The sequence below is a fragment of the Namhaeicola litoreus genome (assembly GCF_042679565.1).
Lineage (GTDB): Bacteria > Bacteroidota > Bacteroidia > Flavobacteriales > Flavobacteriaceae > Namhaeicola > Namhaeicola litoreus.
Genome location: NZ_JBHTMY010000003.1, coordinates 457,849 through 476,022, shown reverse-complemented (window position 1 = coordinate 476,022; position 18,174 = coordinate 457,849). Strand labels below are relative to the sequence as shown.

Annotated in this window: 12 protein-coding genes; 2 read left to right on the top strand and 10 right to left on the bottom strand. The window is 33.7% G+C overall.

Annotation, left to right across the window (positions count from 1 at the left end):
• Positions 1-81: 81 nt before the first annotated feature.
• The 5 genes from murQ to ACFQ39_RS09380 form a co-directional block, all read right to left on the bottom strand.
• On the bottom strand, positions 82-894 hold the full coding sequence (murQ, locus tag ACFQ39_RS09400) for an N-acetylmuramic acid 6-phosphate etherase (RefSeq protein WP_377178378.1): 813 nt from the start codon (positions 892-894) through the stop codon (positions 82-84).
• Between the two features lie 11 nt (positions 895-905).
• Positions 906-2,354 (bottom strand): sodium:solute symporter, encoded by a 1,449-nt coding sequence (locus ACFQ39_RS09395; RefSeq protein ID WP_377178377.1) that lies wholly within the window; start codon positions 2,352-2,354, stop codon positions 906-908.
• A gap of 290 nt (positions 2,355-2,644) precedes the next feature.
• Positions 2,645-3,394 carry a DeoR/GlpR family DNA-binding transcription regulator gene (locus ACFQ39_RS09390; protein ID WP_377178375.1) on the bottom strand — a complete coding sequence of 250 codons (750 nt, stop codon included), beginning with the start codon at positions 3,392-3,394 and terminating at the stop codon, positions 2,645-2,647.
• A 62-nt stretch (positions 3,395-3,456) separates the two neighbouring features.
• Positions 3,457-4,713 (bottom strand): sugar MFS transporter, encoded by a 1,257-nt coding sequence (locus ACFQ39_RS09385; RefSeq protein WP_377178373.1) that lies wholly within the window; start codon positions 4,711-4,713, stop codon positions 3,457-3,459.
• Positions 4,714-4,866: 153 nt separating this feature from the next.
• The gene (locus tag ACFQ39_RS09380; RefSeq protein WP_377178371.1) at positions 4,867-9,270 is read right to left on the bottom strand and encodes a translocation/assembly module TamB domain-containing protein; all 4,404 of its coding nucleotides are present in this window, start codon (positions 9,268-9,270) and stop codon (positions 4,867-4,869) included.
• A gap of 125 nt (positions 9,271-9,395) precedes the next feature.
• On the opposite strand from ACFQ39_RS09380, the gene tsaD reads away from it, so the two are divergent.
• Positions 9,396-10,430 carry a tRNA (adenosine(37)-N6)-threonylcarbamoyltransferase complex transferase subunit TsaD gene (tsaD, locus tag ACFQ39_RS09375; protein ID WP_377178369.1) on the top strand — a complete coding sequence of 345 codons (1,035 nt, stop codon included), beginning with the start codon at positions 9,396-9,398 and terminating at the stop codon, positions 10,428-10,430.
• Between the two features lie 25 nt (positions 10,431-10,455).
• Here the strand turns inward: tsaD and ACFQ39_RS09370 are convergent, their stop codons facing one another.
• From ACFQ39_RS09370 to ACFQ39_RS09360, 3 genes are all read right to left on the bottom strand, one after another.
• Positions 10,456-11,700, bottom strand: a complete 1,245-nt coding sequence (locus ACFQ39_RS09370; RefSeq protein ID WP_377178367.1) for an aminotransferase class I/II-fold pyridoxal phosphate-dependent enzyme — start codon at positions 11,698-11,700, stop codon at positions 10,456-10,458.
• A gap of 138 nt (positions 11,701-11,838) precedes the next feature.
• Positions 11,839-12,873, bottom strand: coding sequence for a PLP-dependent cysteine synthase family protein (locus ACFQ39_RS09365; RefSeq protein ID WP_377178365.1), 1,035 nt, complete (start codon positions 12,871-12,873; stop codon positions 11,839-11,841).
• Between the two features lie 101 nt (positions 12,874-12,974).
• Positions 12,975-15,128, bottom strand: coding sequence for a S9 family peptidase (locus ACFQ39_RS09360; protein ID WP_377178363.1), 2,154 nt, complete (start codon positions 15,126-15,128; stop codon positions 12,975-12,977).
• A 62-nt stretch (positions 15,129-15,190) separates the two neighbouring features.
• Between ACFQ39_RS09360 and ACFQ39_RS09355 the strand changes: the two genes are divergently transcribed.
• Positions 15,191-15,514 carry a YbaB/EbfC family nucleoid-associated protein gene (locus ACFQ39_RS09355; RefSeq protein WP_377178361.1) on the top strand — a complete coding sequence of 108 codons (324 nt, stop codon included), beginning with the start codon at positions 15,191-15,193 and terminating at the stop codon, positions 15,512-15,514.
• Here the strand turns inward: ACFQ39_RS09355 and ACFQ39_RS09350 are convergent.
• Positions 15,507-16,178 carry a lysoplasmalogenase gene (locus ACFQ39_RS09350; protein WP_377178359.1) on the bottom strand — a complete coding sequence of 224 codons (672 nt, stop codon included), beginning with the start codon at positions 16,176-16,178 and terminating at the stop codon, positions 15,507-15,509. The two genes, ACFQ39_RS09355 and ACFQ39_RS09350, sit on opposite strands and share 8 nt — an antisense overlap.
• Entirely contained in the window at positions 16,178-18,061 is a 1,884-nt protein-coding gene (locus ACFQ39_RS09345) for a hypothetical protein (protein WP_377178357.1), read from the bottom strand. The genes ACFQ39_RS09350 and ACFQ39_RS09345 overlap by 1 nt, the downstream gene beginning before the upstream one ends.
• Positions 18,062-18,174: the final 113 nt, after the last annotated feature.

Here is an 18,174-nt window from a genome sequence, read left to right as displayed (position 1 = left end):
TCGATTAAAAAAGGAGATTCGAAAAATTAAAAATGAAAAGCCCACCAAACTTGGTGGGCCTACAAAAAAATTAACCTGTAATTATTTGGAATATTCTTCGATGGCTTTGCGCACACTTTGATGTTTCATCAAGAGTTCTAATGCAAGATCTTCATCTATTTTTAATTCATTTTTAATCATCATCGTACCACGTTTAACCAATTTTTTATTGGTCAATTGCATATCAACCATTTTATTACCTTTTACTCTTCCCAATTTTACCATTAAAGAAGTTGTAATCATATTTAGAATCAATTTTTGTGCTGTTCCAGATTTCATTCTTGTACTGCCGGTAACAAACTCGGGTCCAACAATTGCCTCGATAGGATATTTAGCATTGGCTGCCACTTCAGATCCAGGGTTACATGTTACACAACCAGTAACAATCCCATTCTCATTCGCCTTTTGCAGTCCCCCAATCACATAAGGCGTAGTTCCTGAAGCGGCAATTCCAACTAATACGTCATTTGAATTAATATTAAACTTTAGTAAATCTTTCCATGCCTGTTCTATGTCATCTTCAGCATTTTCAACCGCCTTTCTAAATGCCTTATCTCCACCAGCTATTAACCCTATTACCCAATCATGCGGTACGCCAAAAGTTGGAGGACATTCAGAAGCATCCAGTACACCAAGTCTACCACTTGTACCAGCTCCTATATAAAAAAGTCTCCCACCCATCTCAAATTTTTCAATGATCTGCTCTACTAAAGCTTCAATTTGTGGAATTGTTTCTTCAACTGCAATTGGCACATTTTTATCCTCATGGTTAATATTGACCAATAAGTCGTGAACACTCATTTCTTCTAAGTAATCATAATTTGAGGGTTCTTCAGTTATTTTCTTTACCGACATAGTAAAAACATTTACTTTTTAATTAATAATAATCCTAGCACTGTTAAAAAAGCGTTTACAGCAATATTGATAAAACCAAAATCAAAATTAAACGCAGATGCAGTCCAAATATTTAAAATATACGTTAAAATTGGTGCCACTATACATATTAAGGGTACATATTTATCTTTAATCTGTACATGGGTAAACATACCGAATAAATATAGCCCAAGTAAGGGACCATAAGTGTATCCTGCAACCTTAAAAATTGTGCTTATCACATCTCCCCGACTTCCCGAAAATGCCATAATAATCAAGAACACGACCAAAGAGAAGCCGAAAAGAACACGGTTCTTAAGTTTTCTCCTTTGTACCCCACTTTTACTTTCCATTTCCATAAAATCATAAGTAAAAGAAGTAGTCAAGGCGGTGAGAGCAGAATCAACACTAGAAAAAGAGGCTGCAATAATCCCCAATAGAAAACTAATTCCTGCAATAACTCCAAGGTAATTAATGGCTAAATTTGGAAATAGTGTGTCTGTATCTAAAAATACACCGTTTTCTCCCATTGGTAATGATATATTATTTCTTTCGGCGTATAAATACAGCATTATCCCCAAGCCCAAAAATAAGAACTGAGTTATGGCCAAGATTAAACTAAATGTCAATGTGTTTTTTTGAGCATCCTTCAAGTTTTTGCAAGTAAGTGTTTTTTGCATCATATTCTGGTCTAATCCCATCATTGCAATTGCAATTAAAACACCTGAAATAAACTGTTTAAAAAAATTATTTCCCGATTTAGGATCCCAATTAAAAACATCAAAATACTTGTGTTTAGTGACTTCTTTTACTGACTCAACGAGATTTAAATCTAAAGAACTTATTATAGCATAAATTGTAATAATTGCAGCAAGTATTAGAAAAAAAGTTTGCAATGTGTCTGTCCAAACGATCGTCTTAATTCCGGATTTATTGGTATAAAGCCAAACCAGTGAAAGTATTATAATTACCGTAAGAAAAAAGGGAATATTCAAAGCATCAAAAAAGGCAAACTGTAAAATCTTTGCTGCTAACAATAGTCTTAGGGATGCACCAAAAGACTGAGAAATAATAAAAAATAAAGAACCGGTTTTGTAAGTCTTAAAGCCAAATCTATCTTTTAGATAAGCATAAATCGAAACTAGATTCAATTTGTAATACAGCGGAATTAATACAAAAGTGATAAATAGATATCCCACTACGTTTCCCAGGATAAACTGAAAAAAATAGAAACTGTTATTTCCAACCATACCTGGTACGGAGACAAAGGTCACTCCTGAGAGCGCTGCTCCTACCATACCAAAAGCCACTAAAAACCAAGGTGATTTTCTGTCACCAGTAAAAAAAGTATCATCACTCTGTTTCCTTGAAGTCATGTAGGATATAAACATGATCAAAGAAAAATAGGCAACTATGATGATAAAGATTAAAAGTGTACTCAAAGGTTATTTTTTTGGTGTTTTGAAATTGGCATAGACAGGGAATGGTTTCTCAAGCCATTCCCTTTGTACTACACCATCAAATAAAAACATCTGAAACAAACTATATTTTTAAATATTTCTTAAAGTGAAATAATCTGATTATTCATGTTTATGAGGCGAATATAACTGATAAATTTAAAACATGCAAATTAACGCATATTTTTTTGCGCTTTTATGCATATATAATAAAGGGTGGCAAATTTAGCCACCCTTTTCGATATATTATTACATTAACAAAGAACCTTTACACGCTATAGTACATCAAGCCCTTTTCTCATAAAGGGATAAAGCAGTGGGTCATCCGGAGATAATTCAGTGATAATTTTATGGATTTCATTTAAATCACACACAGGATAACGTTGTGTTGTATTTAATTTATCCGATGTTACTAAAGTAACTGCCATTTGTGAAGAAGCGATCATCACTCTTTTAATAAAAGAAACTTCGTAACCTACTTCTGTAATCCCCTCTTCAACATCCAAACCACTTGTACCCAAAAAGCAAATATCTGCTTTGATTTTTGACAAAACTTTTACCACATTTACTCCAACTGTTACCAATGCATCTTTATTCAATTTTCCGCCAATAATAATCACCTCTGCATTTGGATGTTCAGTTAGTTGCATCGCAATTGTCAAACTATATGTATAGATCGTAATTTTTAGATCATGAGGTATTAAGCGGGCTAGTTCAAGATTTGTAGTACCGCCACTAATAATAATTGTTTGTCCTTCTTTTATTAGGGAAATGGCCTTTTCTGCAATTGCAATTTTATTTTCCCTATTAAATACAGAACTTTCATTGTAGGAATATAGTTTCTGGTGGGTTGAAAGTGCACCACCATGTACTTTTAGAATCAAACCATTATGTGCCAATTGATTTAGATCTCTACGAATTGTATCTTCAGAAACATCTAACTCAATAGCTAATTCGTTTGATTTTACGCGGTTTAACTCCCTTAATTTCTCTAAAATATAGTTCTGTCTTTCTTCTTTAAGCATAATACTAATGATTCCAAAATTTGTAGATTATTACCGTCAACCTTGATAGAGGATTAATCTCCTTACCATTTCTTAATTTTATAGCCTTTTGTTGCGTAAAGCAATATAATCAAATAACTTGGAATCATAATCCAATATGCTTCTCTTGGCGATGATAAATCGGCAATCTTACCCCAAAGTAATGGAATAATTGCACCCCCGGAAATTGCCATGATCAACAATGCAGACCCAGTATTGATAAATTTTCCAAGTCCATGAATGGCCAATGGCCAGATAGCCGGCCAAACCAATGCATTAGCCAAACCTAATATCGCGATAAAAAACACTGAAGTAAATCCATCCGTAAAGATAGCTCCAAATGAAAAAATGATTCCTAAAATAGCAGAAGCTTGCAATGCCTTTCTTTGACTGATATATTTAGGAATGAGTATGATACCCAAAATATATCCAACTAGCATTGCCGTCAAGGTATAGGTTGTAAATACTTTCGCCACATTCAACTCGATGCCTAATGATTCTCCATAACGAATGATTGTATCACCTGCAATTACCTCAACACCAACATAAAAAAACAAGGCTATTACCCCTAAGATCAAATAGGGGAATTGAAAAACACTTGTCTTTACAATCTCTCCGGATTTTTCATTTTTAGTGTCATCATCTTCCGACTTTAGATCAGGTAAATGAATAAATCTAATTGCTAAAGCTAGTAAGAACAATACAGCAGCCATTACCATGTAAGGAACAATCACGCGCTCGGCCATTTCGTCAAGCAGTCTCAATTTCTCATCTAAAGCAATGGTTTCTAAAGTTTTAATCATTTCATCATCTCCCTCACGCACAATAAAATAGGCAAGAATTAAAGGCGCAAGTGCACCTGCAACTTTATTACAAATACCCATGATACTAATTCTCTTTGCGGCAGAATCTATTGGCCCAAGAATGGTAACATATGGATTTACAGCTGTTTGCAGCAAAGCAATCCCTGTTCCCAATATAAACAAACCTGTAAGAAAAAAAGTGTAATCTCTTGTATTGGCAGCCGGTATAAAAACTAAGGCTCCTAAAGACATGATAAACAATCCTAAACTCATTCCACTTTTGAAACCAATCTTCTTTAATATCCAAGAGGAAGGTAAGGCCATGAGTGTGAATGAAATATAAAAAGCAAAGGCTACAAACAATGCTTGGAAATTAGTCAATTCACAGGCCGTCTTTAAATAAGGTATTAAGAGTCCGTTAAGCCAAGTAATAAAACCTAAAATAAAGAAAAGTGCACCTACTATGAGAAGTGGAAAAAAGTTCGAAGATTTATTCATTTTGAAATGTATTTAATTTAAAAGTGCTGTTATTGAAACAAAAAAAAATTATTACCTAAATGTAAGATAACCTCAAGTTTTATTTTTAAAAAATTCGCTAAACAGCAAAAATTGGCATATCAATTACAAAAAAAAGTAATTTTTATGATATTTTTACATTTCATCTTGTTTTTTAGCTTGTTTAATTTCCTTTTTTTCATTTTTCGCAGTTTTTTCACTCACTTTTATGCTGTCTTTTTGCTTTTTTGTGAGTGATTTTTCTGATTCACTCTTTTTTAAACCAATTTTCTCCATAAACTCCGTAGTATTGTCAAAGTCGAATCGATAGGAAATACCAGCTCCTTGAGTATACCCTTCGCTATCTAGGTCGAATTGAATTTCATTCTGACGATTATACACCTTACCCATCAAGGTCTCTGCTTCGTTTAAGGGGACAAGTAATTCCACTTCCCCCACAACACTTGATTGCGTATTTGCCCCTACTGGGACCCCAACTTTGCCATTAACGATTACCTTATTTCCAATTCTACCCGATACCAGTATTCCCAATTGATCATCTGTTACAACATTTTCAACCCTATTTTGAGCACCTACCTCGTAATCTACACCTATTTGGAAAATATCATTTGAAGAACTGAGTACATTCGACAATATTGACGAAGCCTGCTCTGCCACAGTACCGGCAATAACAGCACCGCTGTTAAATTCTCCCTTTCTCTGATCCGTATTAAAAAACGATCCTGTGGCAAGTAATGAAAAGAACTGTGTCAGTTTTTCATCTTTATTGGCTAAAACAAAATTTAACTCAGTTGTGACATCAGAACTTGCAGTTGGTATTTCTATATCAAAATCAAATTGGGGTTGGGATAATGACCCACTTAAAGTGGTTATAAGGTTGACATCAATTTTTCTAGAGCTCGATATATCCTCCAACAATACCGATGGATTCGCTTTGGTTTTATATAATGCCTCAATATTAATGTTTGCATCTAGCGGATCTCCATTCCAAATAATCGTTCCACCATTTTGCACAGCAAAATTCTTACTCACTATGTTTTTGAACAAATACTCTCCGTTATTAATAAGCAATTCTCCATACATTTCAAATCTGCCATTCATATCAATTCCTAATCTTAGATTCCCGTCTCCACTTCCTTTAAGTAAACTTCCTGTTTTTTTGTCTATTACAATTTCTGCCACCGCATCTTTGGTAACATTCAAATTAAAATTTAAGTTTAAACCTTTCATTTTTTCTAAAGCAAATGGAATTGTCTTATCGTTTTCATCGTCCTCTTCATCTGGGTTTACAAAATGAATTAAGTTAGAGTTTCCAACCGTACTTACATCACTTAGTGGAATAACGAATTTGGTTCCAGGATTAGTTGTTGCCTCAACATCTATCAAGAGATCATCAACAGGACCATAAATAGTTGTTTCCCCTTCAATTAAAGCGGTTCCGTAGTATAAAGCTCCTTCCTGGTCTTCCGTATTTAAAGCCAATAAATTTTCGCCGGAAATGAATAAGTCAAGAAACCATTTTTTAAATCCTTCATGTTTAATTTTGCCAGAAAGCGTACCTTCAGTACCCATTTCTGTATCAGTTAAGGTTATCGATTGAAAATCGAAAGTTTGTTTGTTCAACACAATTTTAGATTGATCTGAAAAATTATAATCGACATTCAAATATGGAAAACCCATTCCGGCATTAGATAAATCAATTTCACCAGTAAAATCCGGATTATTGAGATTGCCTGTAATCATCACATTTCCAGTAGCTATTCCACGTATATTTGACAAAACATCTTTACCCAATGGGCTAAATGCTTCTAATTTAATTCTGTCCAAAAGTACTTCCGCTAAAATTACTGGTGGTTTTTGATTAAAATCTATGTTTCCTTTTGAGTTAAAAGAAACGAGGTCGTTATTTAATAACTTAATATCAAAATTATATTCTGTCAAATTTTCATCACCACTTGCAAACAGTGATAGATCTCCATAATACAAATCATTAATACTGAAATAATTAATCATTAGATCTGCCAAAGGAACAAATTTCTTATCCTTTCTTTGCAAACTGATTTGCCCATTTACTTTACCATCAAAATTTAGGCTATCAATATCAGGAGTGATGGCATCTAGGTTTACATATTCCAAGTTCATATCGATACTGGAACCTTCTCCTCCAAAAGCACCAGCTAGTTCAACTTTCTGAGTACCAGAGGCCATTGTAATCTTATCTATGGCAAAAGTTTCAAAATTATTAGAAAAGACAAGTTTATTTAGATCGTTATTATTTTCATTAATGAACCATTGATTATTTTTGAAATTGATCTCCGATTTTTTTATCCCAACAACGGAATTACCTCTTTCATCAATTGTGTGATAAAAACTTAAATCGTAATTCTCAAGTTTATTAGGGCCCCCAATAAAATCTGTGCGAACATAAAGTGTATCGTTGAGGGTTACATTAACCAAATTGAAATTAGAAGCCTCATATATACCTGTAGTGATGTTATCTATACTGAGGATCGTATTGTAGAGCGGACTTTTGCTATTAATCTGCAACTTGACCTGGTCGAATTCATTTTCGGAGATTTTTACTTTTGGTGATTTTAAAAGGAGATCTATTTTATCCTCATTTGAAATTATTTGACCTTTGACAAAAGTGTTGGCTGCCAAATTTACTTTTGGATAAAATACTTCAATTATTTTATTATAAATATTGAAATTAAAATCGAGCGTCTGATTTGGTCGAACATCTATACGCTTGTAATTTGCATACATACTACCTAAAGAATTCTGAGCAATCTTAAGAAGATCTTTATAATTGAAACGACCCTCCATTTGACCTTCTATGATATCTGTAGAATTAATGTCGATAGTTCGAATTGAATCTTTTTCAGAAGCAACGATACTGAAATTCGTAAAAATATACTCATCATTCTCATTGGTATAAGATGCATCTTCAAATTTAATTTCACCTATTAAATTATCAAATGTATTACCAGTAAAAGCGAGATCAATTTTCCCTTTTAAAATAGACTTTTCGTACTTATTATAAAGATTGAGTTGTTTAAAATCAGAATAAACTACATCTGCACTGAAATCAAATTTATTTATTTCTCCAACAAAATCTCCTATTCCCGAGAATTTCATCTGCAAATTTGGATCATTCACATTCAATTCTCCATTGAAAAGCTTATTTTCAAAAATACCGTTGACATCAATATTCTTATAAGTATAATCATTGTATTCATATTTGGAAATATTACCAACAACAGTCGTATTGATCGTATTAATCGTAAAACCGCTACCATTTACCTCTCCTTGCAAAGAAATTTTACCCATTTTAGGATCTTTTGCGAACTCTCCAATCTTAAAATTCTTAAGTTCTACAGTTCCTCTGTATCTCATCTTCTCTTTTTGAGTAAGATTTACCAATGAAATATCTGTATTTAAAATACCAAAATTCGAAGTTGTACTTAAATTCGCATTCAGTTCGTTTTTAGTAAGGTTTAAATCACCTGCAGCTTTTATAGTACCCATTTCACTCAAACTTTCGGGTAAATTTTTACCCAAAAGGTTTGGCAAAAGTCTCTTTAGATTATCATAATTTACCGCAATTTTATCTATATCTCCCTGTAATGCAAAATTTTCAGCGTCCAATACATTTTGAATACTGATGTCTCCAATAAGTTCAGATTTTCTTTCGGTATATAATTCGAGATTGTTCAATTGAAAATCGTTAATCGTACCTGTTGCTCGCGTTTTAAAATGAATAATATCTTTGGTGCCAAATTCATCGTATAATATATTTAGATCTACCAAGGCTAAATTGGCTTCAGTAAAATCTGCTATTATTTTAACTCTATTATTAAAATCAGACATATCTCCTTCACCATATTCAAAAATAATATCTGCTTCAATATTCGAATTTTCCGAATTGAAAGATGTATTCAGACACTCCATTCTTTGATCAGAATACAAAAAGTCAGTTTTAAAAAAAGTTACTGGTATCAAATGGTTTTTTGGAATCTTTACTTTTCGGATTTTCGCCTTCACTTCTGAACCAAAAATTGAGAATTCATTTAATTCTCCCGTAATTCCATAATAAAAAACAATAGGTTCATTATTTTTATTTTCGTCAATCAGAGTATATTCAATATTCTCCAACAAAAGATTTGGCGAACTCAGTTTAAAAGTAGTCTCTGATTCTTCATCAGAATGAAATGAATTAGCGAAATATGTCAGGTTGTTTATTGAATCTCCTTTATATGTTTTCATTCTTAAAAAACCTTCTGAAAGCGAGATCTTCTGCAAGGCAAATTCGCTGTGAAGAACTGCTTTTATATCTTTAAAAGCACTTTTTAAAGAATTTACATAAATCATAGAGTCTTTCCGATGGTCTAATATTAAAACATCCGTCAACTCAAATCTTTTTAGTGATGAAAGGTCTATTTTACCTATATGAATTTCCGTTCCATAACTATCATTAATTTTGGAAGTAATTTTTTTGGCTAGAAAAGTTTGGACCGAAGAAAGTGATAGCAAAAACATTAACAGCCCAATAAAAAGCGCTGCAAACAATATAAATCTTATGAATATTTTTTTGAACCGTACGATAATTAAATTCCTATTTTTGCATGTTAAAAGTACAATAATTGTAAGTACATTTTATTGATATGGATAAAAATACTATAAATATTCTAGCCATAGAATCTTCTTGCGATGACACTTCTGCTGCGGTTTTGCAGAACGATAGAGTATTGGCAAATGTTATAGCAAATCAAAAAGTACATGCCGAATATGGCGGAGTAGTTCCTGAGTTGGCCTCAAGGGCACATCAACAGAATATTGTACCGGTTATTGAAACTGCATTAAAAAGGTCTGGAATAGATAAAAGTAACCTAGATGGCATTGCATTTACAAAAGGTCCTGGCTTATTGGGGTCGTTGTTAGTGGGTACATCTTTTGCAAAATCTTTATCGTTAGGGCTGAAAATACCTCTTATTGGTGTAAATCATATGCAAGCACATGTATTGGCCCATTTTATTGATGATGAAGAGCAGAAGAAACCTCCTTTCCCTTTTATTTGTTTAACCATTAGTGGAGGTCATACGCAAATTTTAAATGTAAAAGGTCATTTCGATTTTGAAATCTTAGGCGAAACCATAGATGATGCAGTTGGCGAAACATTTGATAAAGCTGCTAAAATTATGGGGTTACCCTATCCCGGAGGACCGTTTATAGACAAGTTAGCGGCTGCAGGAAATCCTGATCGTTTTAGTTTTCCTCAACCAAAAACTCAAAATGAACTGGATTTTAGTTTTAGCGGTCTAAAAACTTCAGTTTTGTATTTTTTACAGAAAAATCAAAAAGAAAACCAAAATTTCATAGAAGAGAACAAAGAGGATATCTGTGCTTCTTTACAGAAAACAATTATTGATATCCTAATGGCAAAACTTAAACACGCTTCGAAAGTTACCGGCATCGAGCACATTGCAATCGCCGGTGGTGTTTCTGCTAATTCAGGTATTCGCCAAGCACTTAAAAATGCGGAAAAAGATTTAGGATGGACAACCTATATCCCTAAATTTGAATACACGACAGACAATGCTGCAATGATAGGTATTGTTGGTTACTTTAAATATTTAGATCAGAATTTTTCAGATCAAAAAATAAAAGCTAAAGCTAGGTTATCCGTAGAAAAGGAATAAAAAAACCGTCTGAAGACGGTTTTTTTTAGGTTAATGCTGCAGCAATTTGTTTATAAACTCCTGTTTCTAACTTTTCTCTAATTGATGAAAAAGCTTCGATGGTTTCCCTCACATTGTCTAATGTATGTGCCGCTGTCGGGATTAATCTTAACAAAATCATTCCCTTAGGAATTACAGGATAAACAACAATACTACAGAATATTTTATAATTCTCTCGTAAATCTTGAACCAATGCCATTGCCTCAGGTATTTCTCCTTCTAAAAATACTGGGGTTACACAAGTGTTTGTATTTCCAATATTGAACCCTTTTTCTACAAGACCTTCCTGTAAGGCTCGCACATTTTCCCAAAGTTTTTCGCGTAACTCCGGCATGGTTCTTATCATATCCAATCGCTTTAATGCCCCTTTAACCATTGCCATTGGAAGTGATTTGGCAAACATTTGAGAACGCATGTTGTATTGTAGATACTGAATTATATCTTTATCTGCCGCAAAAAAAGCGCCGAATCCGGCCATAGATTTAGCGAAGGTTGCAAAATACACATCAATTTCATCTTGTACGCCTTGCTCCTCTCCTGCTCCGGCACCAGTTTTTCCAAGTGTTCCAAAACCATGCGCATCATCTACCAAAAGTCTAAAGTTGTACTTTTTCTTAAGCTCAACAATTTCTTTTAGTTTTCCTTGCTCACCACGCATTCCAAACACACCTTCACTAATTACTAAAATACCACCATTTAACTCTGTTGCCATTTTAGTTGCTCTTATCAAGTTTTTTTCAAAACTCTCCATATCGTTATGACGGTAAGTAAATCTTTTACCTTGATGTAAACGCACACCATCAATGATACAAGCATGCGAATCTACGTCATATACAATAACATCATTTTTTGTAACCAGCGCATCGATAGCCGACACCATTCCTTGATATCCAAAATTCACTAAATAAGCAGCTTCCTTATTAACAAATTCTGCACATTCTTTTTCTAGCTGTTCGTGAAAAACAGTATGACCACTCATCATTCTTGCTCCCATAGGGTAAGCCATACCGTGTTCCTGAGCGGCTTCGGCATCAGCTTTTCTTACTTCAGGATGATTGGCTAATCCTAGATAATCATTTATACTCCAGGTGACTACCTCTTTACCGTTAAAATTCATCCTGTTGGCAATAGGTCCCTCCAACTTTGGAAAAACATAATAACCTTCTGCTTGTTTCGCCCATTTCCCTAAAGGACCCTTATCATTATTTATTCTTTCAAATAGATCTTTCATCTAGTTCAAATTAATTAAAACTTTTGCAAAATTACTCAAATTCTTCTTGTACACTAAATTAGTTAGGTTTTTTTAGTTTTAAAATAAAAAGGCCGATTGTTATAACAATCAGCCTAATGATGTATTATTTTATGTTTGTTAAACGTATTCAACTTCTCCTGAAGAAACTTTTTGCGAATCAAAAAATCCTTGTTCTTGCATCCACTCATCACTGTAAATTTTCTCCATATAACGAGATCCATGATCGGGCAAAACCAAAACGACCATACTATCTTTATCAAAATAGCCCTTATCTGCATATTGCATGGTAGCTTGTAAAACTGCCCCACTTGTATAGCCTGTAAATAATCCCTCCGAAACTGCCAATTCTCTCGCTCTATGGGCTGCATCTTCGTCTTTTACTTTTTCAAAAACATCGATTACTTCAAAATTTGTTGCACTAGGAATCAGATTTTTACCTAATCCTTCGATGCGATAAGGATAAAGCTCATTGGTGTCCAATTCCTTTGTTTCATGAAATTTTTTCAATAATGACCCATAGGCATCTACTCCAAGAACTTTGATATTTGGATTCTTTTCTTTCAAATATTTTCCAACACCAGAAATTGTCCCTCCTGTACCACTTGCGACTACCACATGTGTAACTTTTCCTTCAGTCTGTTCCCAAATTTCAGGCCCAGTAGATAAATAATGTGATTCTGAATTTAAGCTATTAAAATATTGATTGATATAAACAGAATCAGCTGTTTCTGCATGTAAACGTTTAGCAACTTCATAATAAGACCTAGGATCATCTGCACTAACATGAGCAGGACAAACATAAACCTTTGCACCCATTGCTTTTAACATACCAATTTTTCCCTCTGAAGCTTTAGAATTAACTGCAAGAATGCAATTGTAACCCTTAATCAAACAAACCATCGCTACACTAAAACCTGTGTTTCCCGATGTAGTTTCGATCACCGTACTTCCCTTTTTCAAAACACCGCGTCTTTCTGCCTCTTCCACAATATGTAACGCAATCCTATCCTTCATTGAATGACCAGGATTATAGCCTTCATATTTTACCAAAAATTGACCTGATAAATGTTGGGTGATTTTGTTTAATCTGATAAGCGGTGTATCTCCAATTAACTCTAGAACATTGTTAACTATCCTTTGATGCTTTTCCATAAACCTAGAACTCTTTTATAAAATTCCGTGGCAAAGTTAATTATTTTTACCTATTTCACTTATTAAAGTAACATTTTTTACACAATTATTATTAACAAAAGTTAATCTTTTAGCGGATAATTATTTGTAATACCCTCTAAATCAAGCATAAAAGCGTAGTCTTTTGCTACATCCTTTAAAGCATCAAATCTACCTGAAGCACCCCCATGTCCTGCCTCCATATCTGTATACATCAATAATAAATTGTCATCTGTTTTCATATCTCGCAATTTTGCCACCCATTTTGCAGGTTCAAAATATTGTACCTGAGAATCATGCAATCCTGTAGTAACAAATAAATTTGGATAATCCTTGGCTTCAATATTATCATAAGGTGAGTAAGAAAGCATGTATTCATAGGAATCTTTATTATTTGGATTCCCCCATTCGTCATATTCTCCTGTCGTAAGTGGGATACTATCATCTAGCATCGTAGTAACTACATCAACAAAGGGTACAGCGGCAATAATTCCATTGAATAACTCCGGACTTTGATTCATTATTGCTCCCATCAATAATCCCCCAGCAGAACCTCCTTCTGCGTATAAATGTTCTGGTGAAGTATAATTCTTAACTATCAAATGCTTGGCACAATCAATGAAATCGTTAAATGTATTTTTCTTATTAAACATTTTACCGTCTTCATACCATTCTCTACCAAGGTATTCACTACCTCGGATATGAGCGGTGGCATATACAAATCCTCTGTCTAATAAAGACAACCTCGTTGTGCTGAATCTGTCTTCTATGGTATGTCCGTAAGAACCATAACCATAGAGCAATAAAGGAGTTTCTGCACTAAGTTTTGTTTTTTTATGATAAACCAATGAAATTGGAATCAATTTACCGTCTCTCGCTTTGGCCCAAATCCGTTCACTTTTGTAATTGTTTTTGTCAAATCTCCCTCCAAGAACTTCTTGCTCCTTTTTTATTTCCTTTTCCTTCGTTTTCATATTAAAATCGATAACAGAATTTGGAGTTGTGAGTGAATTATAGCTGAACCGAATGATATCTGTATCGAATTCAGGATTTGACCATACATTCACAGAGTAAGTTTCTTCCTGAATCGGCAAATAATAGTCTTCGCTTTCATCCCATTTCTTAATTCTTATTTGAGACAAACCGTTTGTTCTTTCTTCTAAGACCAGAAAATCTTTAAAAATGGAAACATCTTCTAGTAAAGTTTCTTTTCTGTGCGGAATTACATCAACCCAATTCTCTTTAGTTGTTTGACCTACAGGAGTTTTCATCAATTTGAAATTTTTAGCCTTGTCCTTATTCGTCAAGATATAGAAGTAATCTCCATAATGATATAAGGTATATTCCAATTCTCTTTCTCTAGGCTGAATAATCTTAAACTCCTCATTTGGTTTATGTGCAGAAACTACACGATACTCGGTAGACAAAGTATTATAACATGCAATAATGATATATTCTTTTGATTTTGATTTATAAACTGATGTACCGAAAGTTTCATCTTTTTCTTCAAAAACTAACACATCTTCAGAAACATCAGTTCCTAAAACGTGCCTAAAAATTTGATTACTTCTTAGCGTTACAGGATCTTTCTTCGTATAAAAAACAGTTTTATTGTCGTTTGCCCAAGCAGAGCCACCCGTTGTATTTGGTATATTTTCGCTCAAAATCTCACCTGAGACCAAATTCTTAAAATGAAGGTTATACTGCCTTCTGCTAATTGTGTCCACACCAAAAGCGACCATCTTATTATCATCACTTACATTTAAACCTACCAATGCATAATAATCATGGCCCATTGCCATTTCATTTACATTAAATATAATTTCATCCGGCGCTTCGAGTCTTTCTTTCCTTCGAGTATGAATAGGGTATTGTTCTCCAATATTGTATTTCGTAATATAAAAATATCCGTTATCCTTGTAAGGAACTGACTCATCATCTTCCTTGATCCTTCCCTTCATTTCTTGAAATAATTCTTCTTGAAATTGCTTGGTATGGACCGTTATCTGATCGTAATATTCATTTTCGGCTTTCAGATAATCTATAACTTTTGGATTATCTCTATCATTTAACCAATAATAGGGATCTATACGCGTATCACCATGAATTTCCAACTTCTTTTCAATTTTCTCAGCTATTGGGGCCAGAACCATTTTTTTTTCTTCCATTAATTCCTTTTTACAAGATGTGGCAAAAATAAGAGGAATTAATAAAGTGGCGACTATATTCTTTTTCATTTGGTTTAATTTTGATCGTTGGATTTTATTTAAATTTGTCCAAAGTTAAAAATAGTTGAGATATGTTTGGAGATATGCAAGGAATGATGGCCAAATTAAAAGAGGCACAGGCGAAAATTGAAGAAACAAAAAAAAGATTAGACACCGTATTGGTAAATAGCGAAAGTGGTAATGGCGCCGTAAAAATGACAATGACAGCCAATAGAACAGTAAAATCGATCGAAATTTCTGATGAAGTTTTAGAGGATACTGAGGTATTGGAAGATTATTTAATTTTGGCGTTCAATAAAGCATTAGAAAAAGCGAACAGCATCAACGAATTTGAAATGGCTAAGGCAGCAAAAGACGGGATGCCAAATATTCCTGGTTTAGACATGTTTAAATAAGTACCAACTCCTCGACTTTGTCTTTCAAATATAAATAAATATAGTATTGTGCGATGACGTAAGTTATCATAATCAAACTTGGAAAAAACTCATTAGGTTGATGAAAATTTTGAAATGCTATTAAACTATCTGATAGGATAAATAGCAAAGCACCTATAAATAAAACCAAACTCAACTTACTTCTTTTTTGCAAATAGGTTAGAAATGCGGTTATGCCAAAAAGGGAGATTACAGAGCCGTAAATCATAACCGGAATTAGAAATTCACCTAAATTTTGTTTTAATATTGTTATCAAGGCAAAATAGTACAGCACAAAAGGCAATACAGCAATTAGCTTTTGTTTTGAATTAGTTTTCGTCAACTCTTTTGACAAAATATATACAAACAGTATTTGCGTGACTAAAAATGCAGCGATTCCTTGTAAAAACATATCATTTTTATCCAATAAAAAAACATCCCCTAAAAAGGAAAAAGACAAGGCTAACAAATACCAATTGTTCGGCTTTTCTGTGCCAAAAAAATAGGCTGCCATCAAACTTAAAATGATCATAGGTTTAAATATGGCTTGCATTAGGGCATTATTCAAAATTACCCCTATAATATCTAAGATTGAAACCAAAAAGAATACTGTTATAAAGAGTTTTGCCGGGAGAATATTTTTCATCATTTCGATTTAAAGGGTAAAATACATCTTTCATCTAAATTTTTCAAAGAATTTTTAAGACCATTTTTAAGTAGACCCTTTATTTGCTCTGTTTCCGGTTGGTGACATTGCAAACAAGCTCCAACAGTTAACAAACTTTTTTGTTCATCAACAGAGAATGGCTTAAAATCTGTTCTTGTAGAAAATGTTTTTGCTGACGGATTTTTCAAAAATGGAATCCAGGCATCTTCGGGTAGACCATCATTTTCATTCAATGCATACGCAGGATCAAAGTGCCAATTTCCTTTGCCATTTGTTACATTATAAGTTAATTTTCCTTTACCATAGCCCAAGGCAACCGGATTGGCATGACAAGAAATACACGATCTAGATTTTGCGCTGGTTGTATGGGGCGAGTTTGGTGCATAAAGTCGGTGAAAAGAATTTATCTTTTCGTCATCAAAACTTTGATGATCAATCGTCATAATCATACCAGGAATAGCCGGTTCAATTTTTCTTTCATCTATCGTTGTTCTCACACCCAAGGCGGGCATGTCGGTTTCAAACTCAAAAACATGCTCAATCCATTGTCCTTTGACAAATTTTTTATCCAATAAATCATATCCTTGAGGATCATTTGGATCAAAGGAATTATGACAGCCTATACACTTCGGTGCCCACTGTGCATGGCAAGTACTGCAACTCATATTTTGATGCGATAGGTCATTGGCACATATGGAAGGTTGTTTGTTTATTGGAAATAGTTTTCCATTTTCTTTTCCTATCAAAAAAGCCTTTTTCTCATCATCTAAAAATGTATTGATCAAAGGCTCGCCTCCTTTTCTTTTCTTAAGCATTTTTTTATCCTTGTGCTGGTATTCTCTGTGCATCCAAACAAAATAAGACTCCGTGTCTAACTCTGCATAAGTGACAGTTTGTGGTTCATCTTTAAAATGACAATCGGCACATTCTATTTTTACTGCATTTTCTTCGTGTAAATAGGTTTTCCCATCTCCCATTACCTCATGTGAGGTATGACAGTCTATACAAAGCATACCTCCCTTGTGATGCACATCCTCTCCTTGAAATGAATATATTCGCCCATCTTGATTTCTCTTGAAATTTTGATTTTCTATTTGTGGTATATTCTCCAATAAAGTCTCATGCCAGCCTTCATAATTTGTTGAAATTCTGCTTGAGCGACTATGGCAACCATAGCAGTGGTTGTTAGACATTTTTACATCGATAGAAGGGTGAATTTTCGGTAAATTTTCACTATTACTTAAATAGTTGTCTAAGGCTTTTTCTGCTTCTTGACTATAATTTAAATGACATGCAACGCAGCCTCCTCCTCTACTCAATTGATCAATTTTACCAAATTCAGATTTTGGAGCACCCAAATGGCAATTGGCGCACAAGTCTCTCAAATGTTTATCAGCTGCAGAAAACTGAAGTTCTTTAATATGGTAAGTTAAATCGGGACTATCTGCTTCACCAAAAATAAATTTATCTACCGCAACGATACCACTATTGGTTGTCATCAAAGATTGATTTACTTTTTCCATTTCCTTTACATGACATTTTCCACAAGTGTTTTCTACATCACTTAAATTTCCGGGTATCAAAACCATATTTTGATGAGCAATATCTTTGTCCGCGCTTTCGATGTTCCCTAAATGACAACTCGCACAACCTATTTTTTTAGGATCATGAAATGGTGAAAACCCCGTCATTACATTATGACAATTCAGACAACTTTCCTTTACTTCTAATTGAGAGTATTCTGAATTGTCAGGATCAACAATCACCGAATTTTGTGTAATAAAATAAATGAAAACTAACCCTACCAAAAATATAAATACGGCAAAAAGCAGTGAAAAATAGGATTTTACAGTTCTTTTCATAAGAAAGAAATTCTTAACAAAGCTAATTTTTTTAACCTGTTAAACAACCTTTAGATAATTAAATAAGATCGCTAAAATTCAAATGGTAACCCAGGTAACATAGGTAATATTTC

Bases quoted from the DNA above. Each gene is read 5' to 3' on its own strand.
- murQ (WP_377178378.1), bottom strand. From the start codon at position 894: ATGTCGGTAAAGAAAATAACTGAAGAACCCTCAAATTATGATTACTTA.
- ACFQ39_RS09390 (WP_377178375.1), bottom strand. From the start codon at position 3,394: ATGCTTAAAGAAGAAAGACAGAACTATATTTTAGAGAAATTAAGGGAG.
- ACFQ39_RS09385 (WP_377178373.1), bottom strand. From the start codon at position 4,713: ATGAATAAATCTTCGAACTTTTTTCCACTTCTCATAGTAGGTGCACTT.
- ACFQ39_RS09380 (WP_377178371.1), bottom strand. From the start codon at position 9,270: ATGTTTTTGCTATCACTTTCTTCGGTCCAAACTTTTCTAGCCAAAAAA.
- tsaD (WP_377178369.1), top strand. From the start codon at position 9,396: ATGGATAAAAATACTATAAATATTCTAGCCATAGAATCTTCTTGCGAT.
- ACFQ39_RS09370 (WP_377178367.1), bottom strand. From the start codon at position 11,700: ATGAAAGATCTATTTGAAAGAATAAATAATGATAAGGGTCCTTTAGGG.
- ACFQ39_RS09365 (WP_377178365.1), bottom strand. From the start codon at position 12,873: ATGGAAAAGCATCAAAGGATAGTTAACAATGTTCTAGAGTTAATTGGA.
- ACFQ39_RS09360 (WP_377178363.1), bottom strand. From the start codon at position 15,128: ATGAAAAAGAATATAGTCGCCACTTTATTAATTCCTCTTATTTTTGCC.
- ACFQ39_RS09355 (WP_377178361.1), top strand. From the start codon at position 15,191: ATGTTTGGAGATATGCAAGGAATGATGGCCAAATTAAAAGAGGCACAG.
- ACFQ39_RS09350 (WP_377178359.1), bottom strand. From the start codon at position 16,178: ATGAAAAATATTCTCCCGGCAAAACTCTTTATAACAGTATTCTTTTTG.
- ACFQ39_RS09345 (WP_377178357.1), bottom strand. From the start codon at position 18,061: ATGAAAAGAACTGTAAAATCCTATTTTTCACTGCTTTTTGCCGTATTT.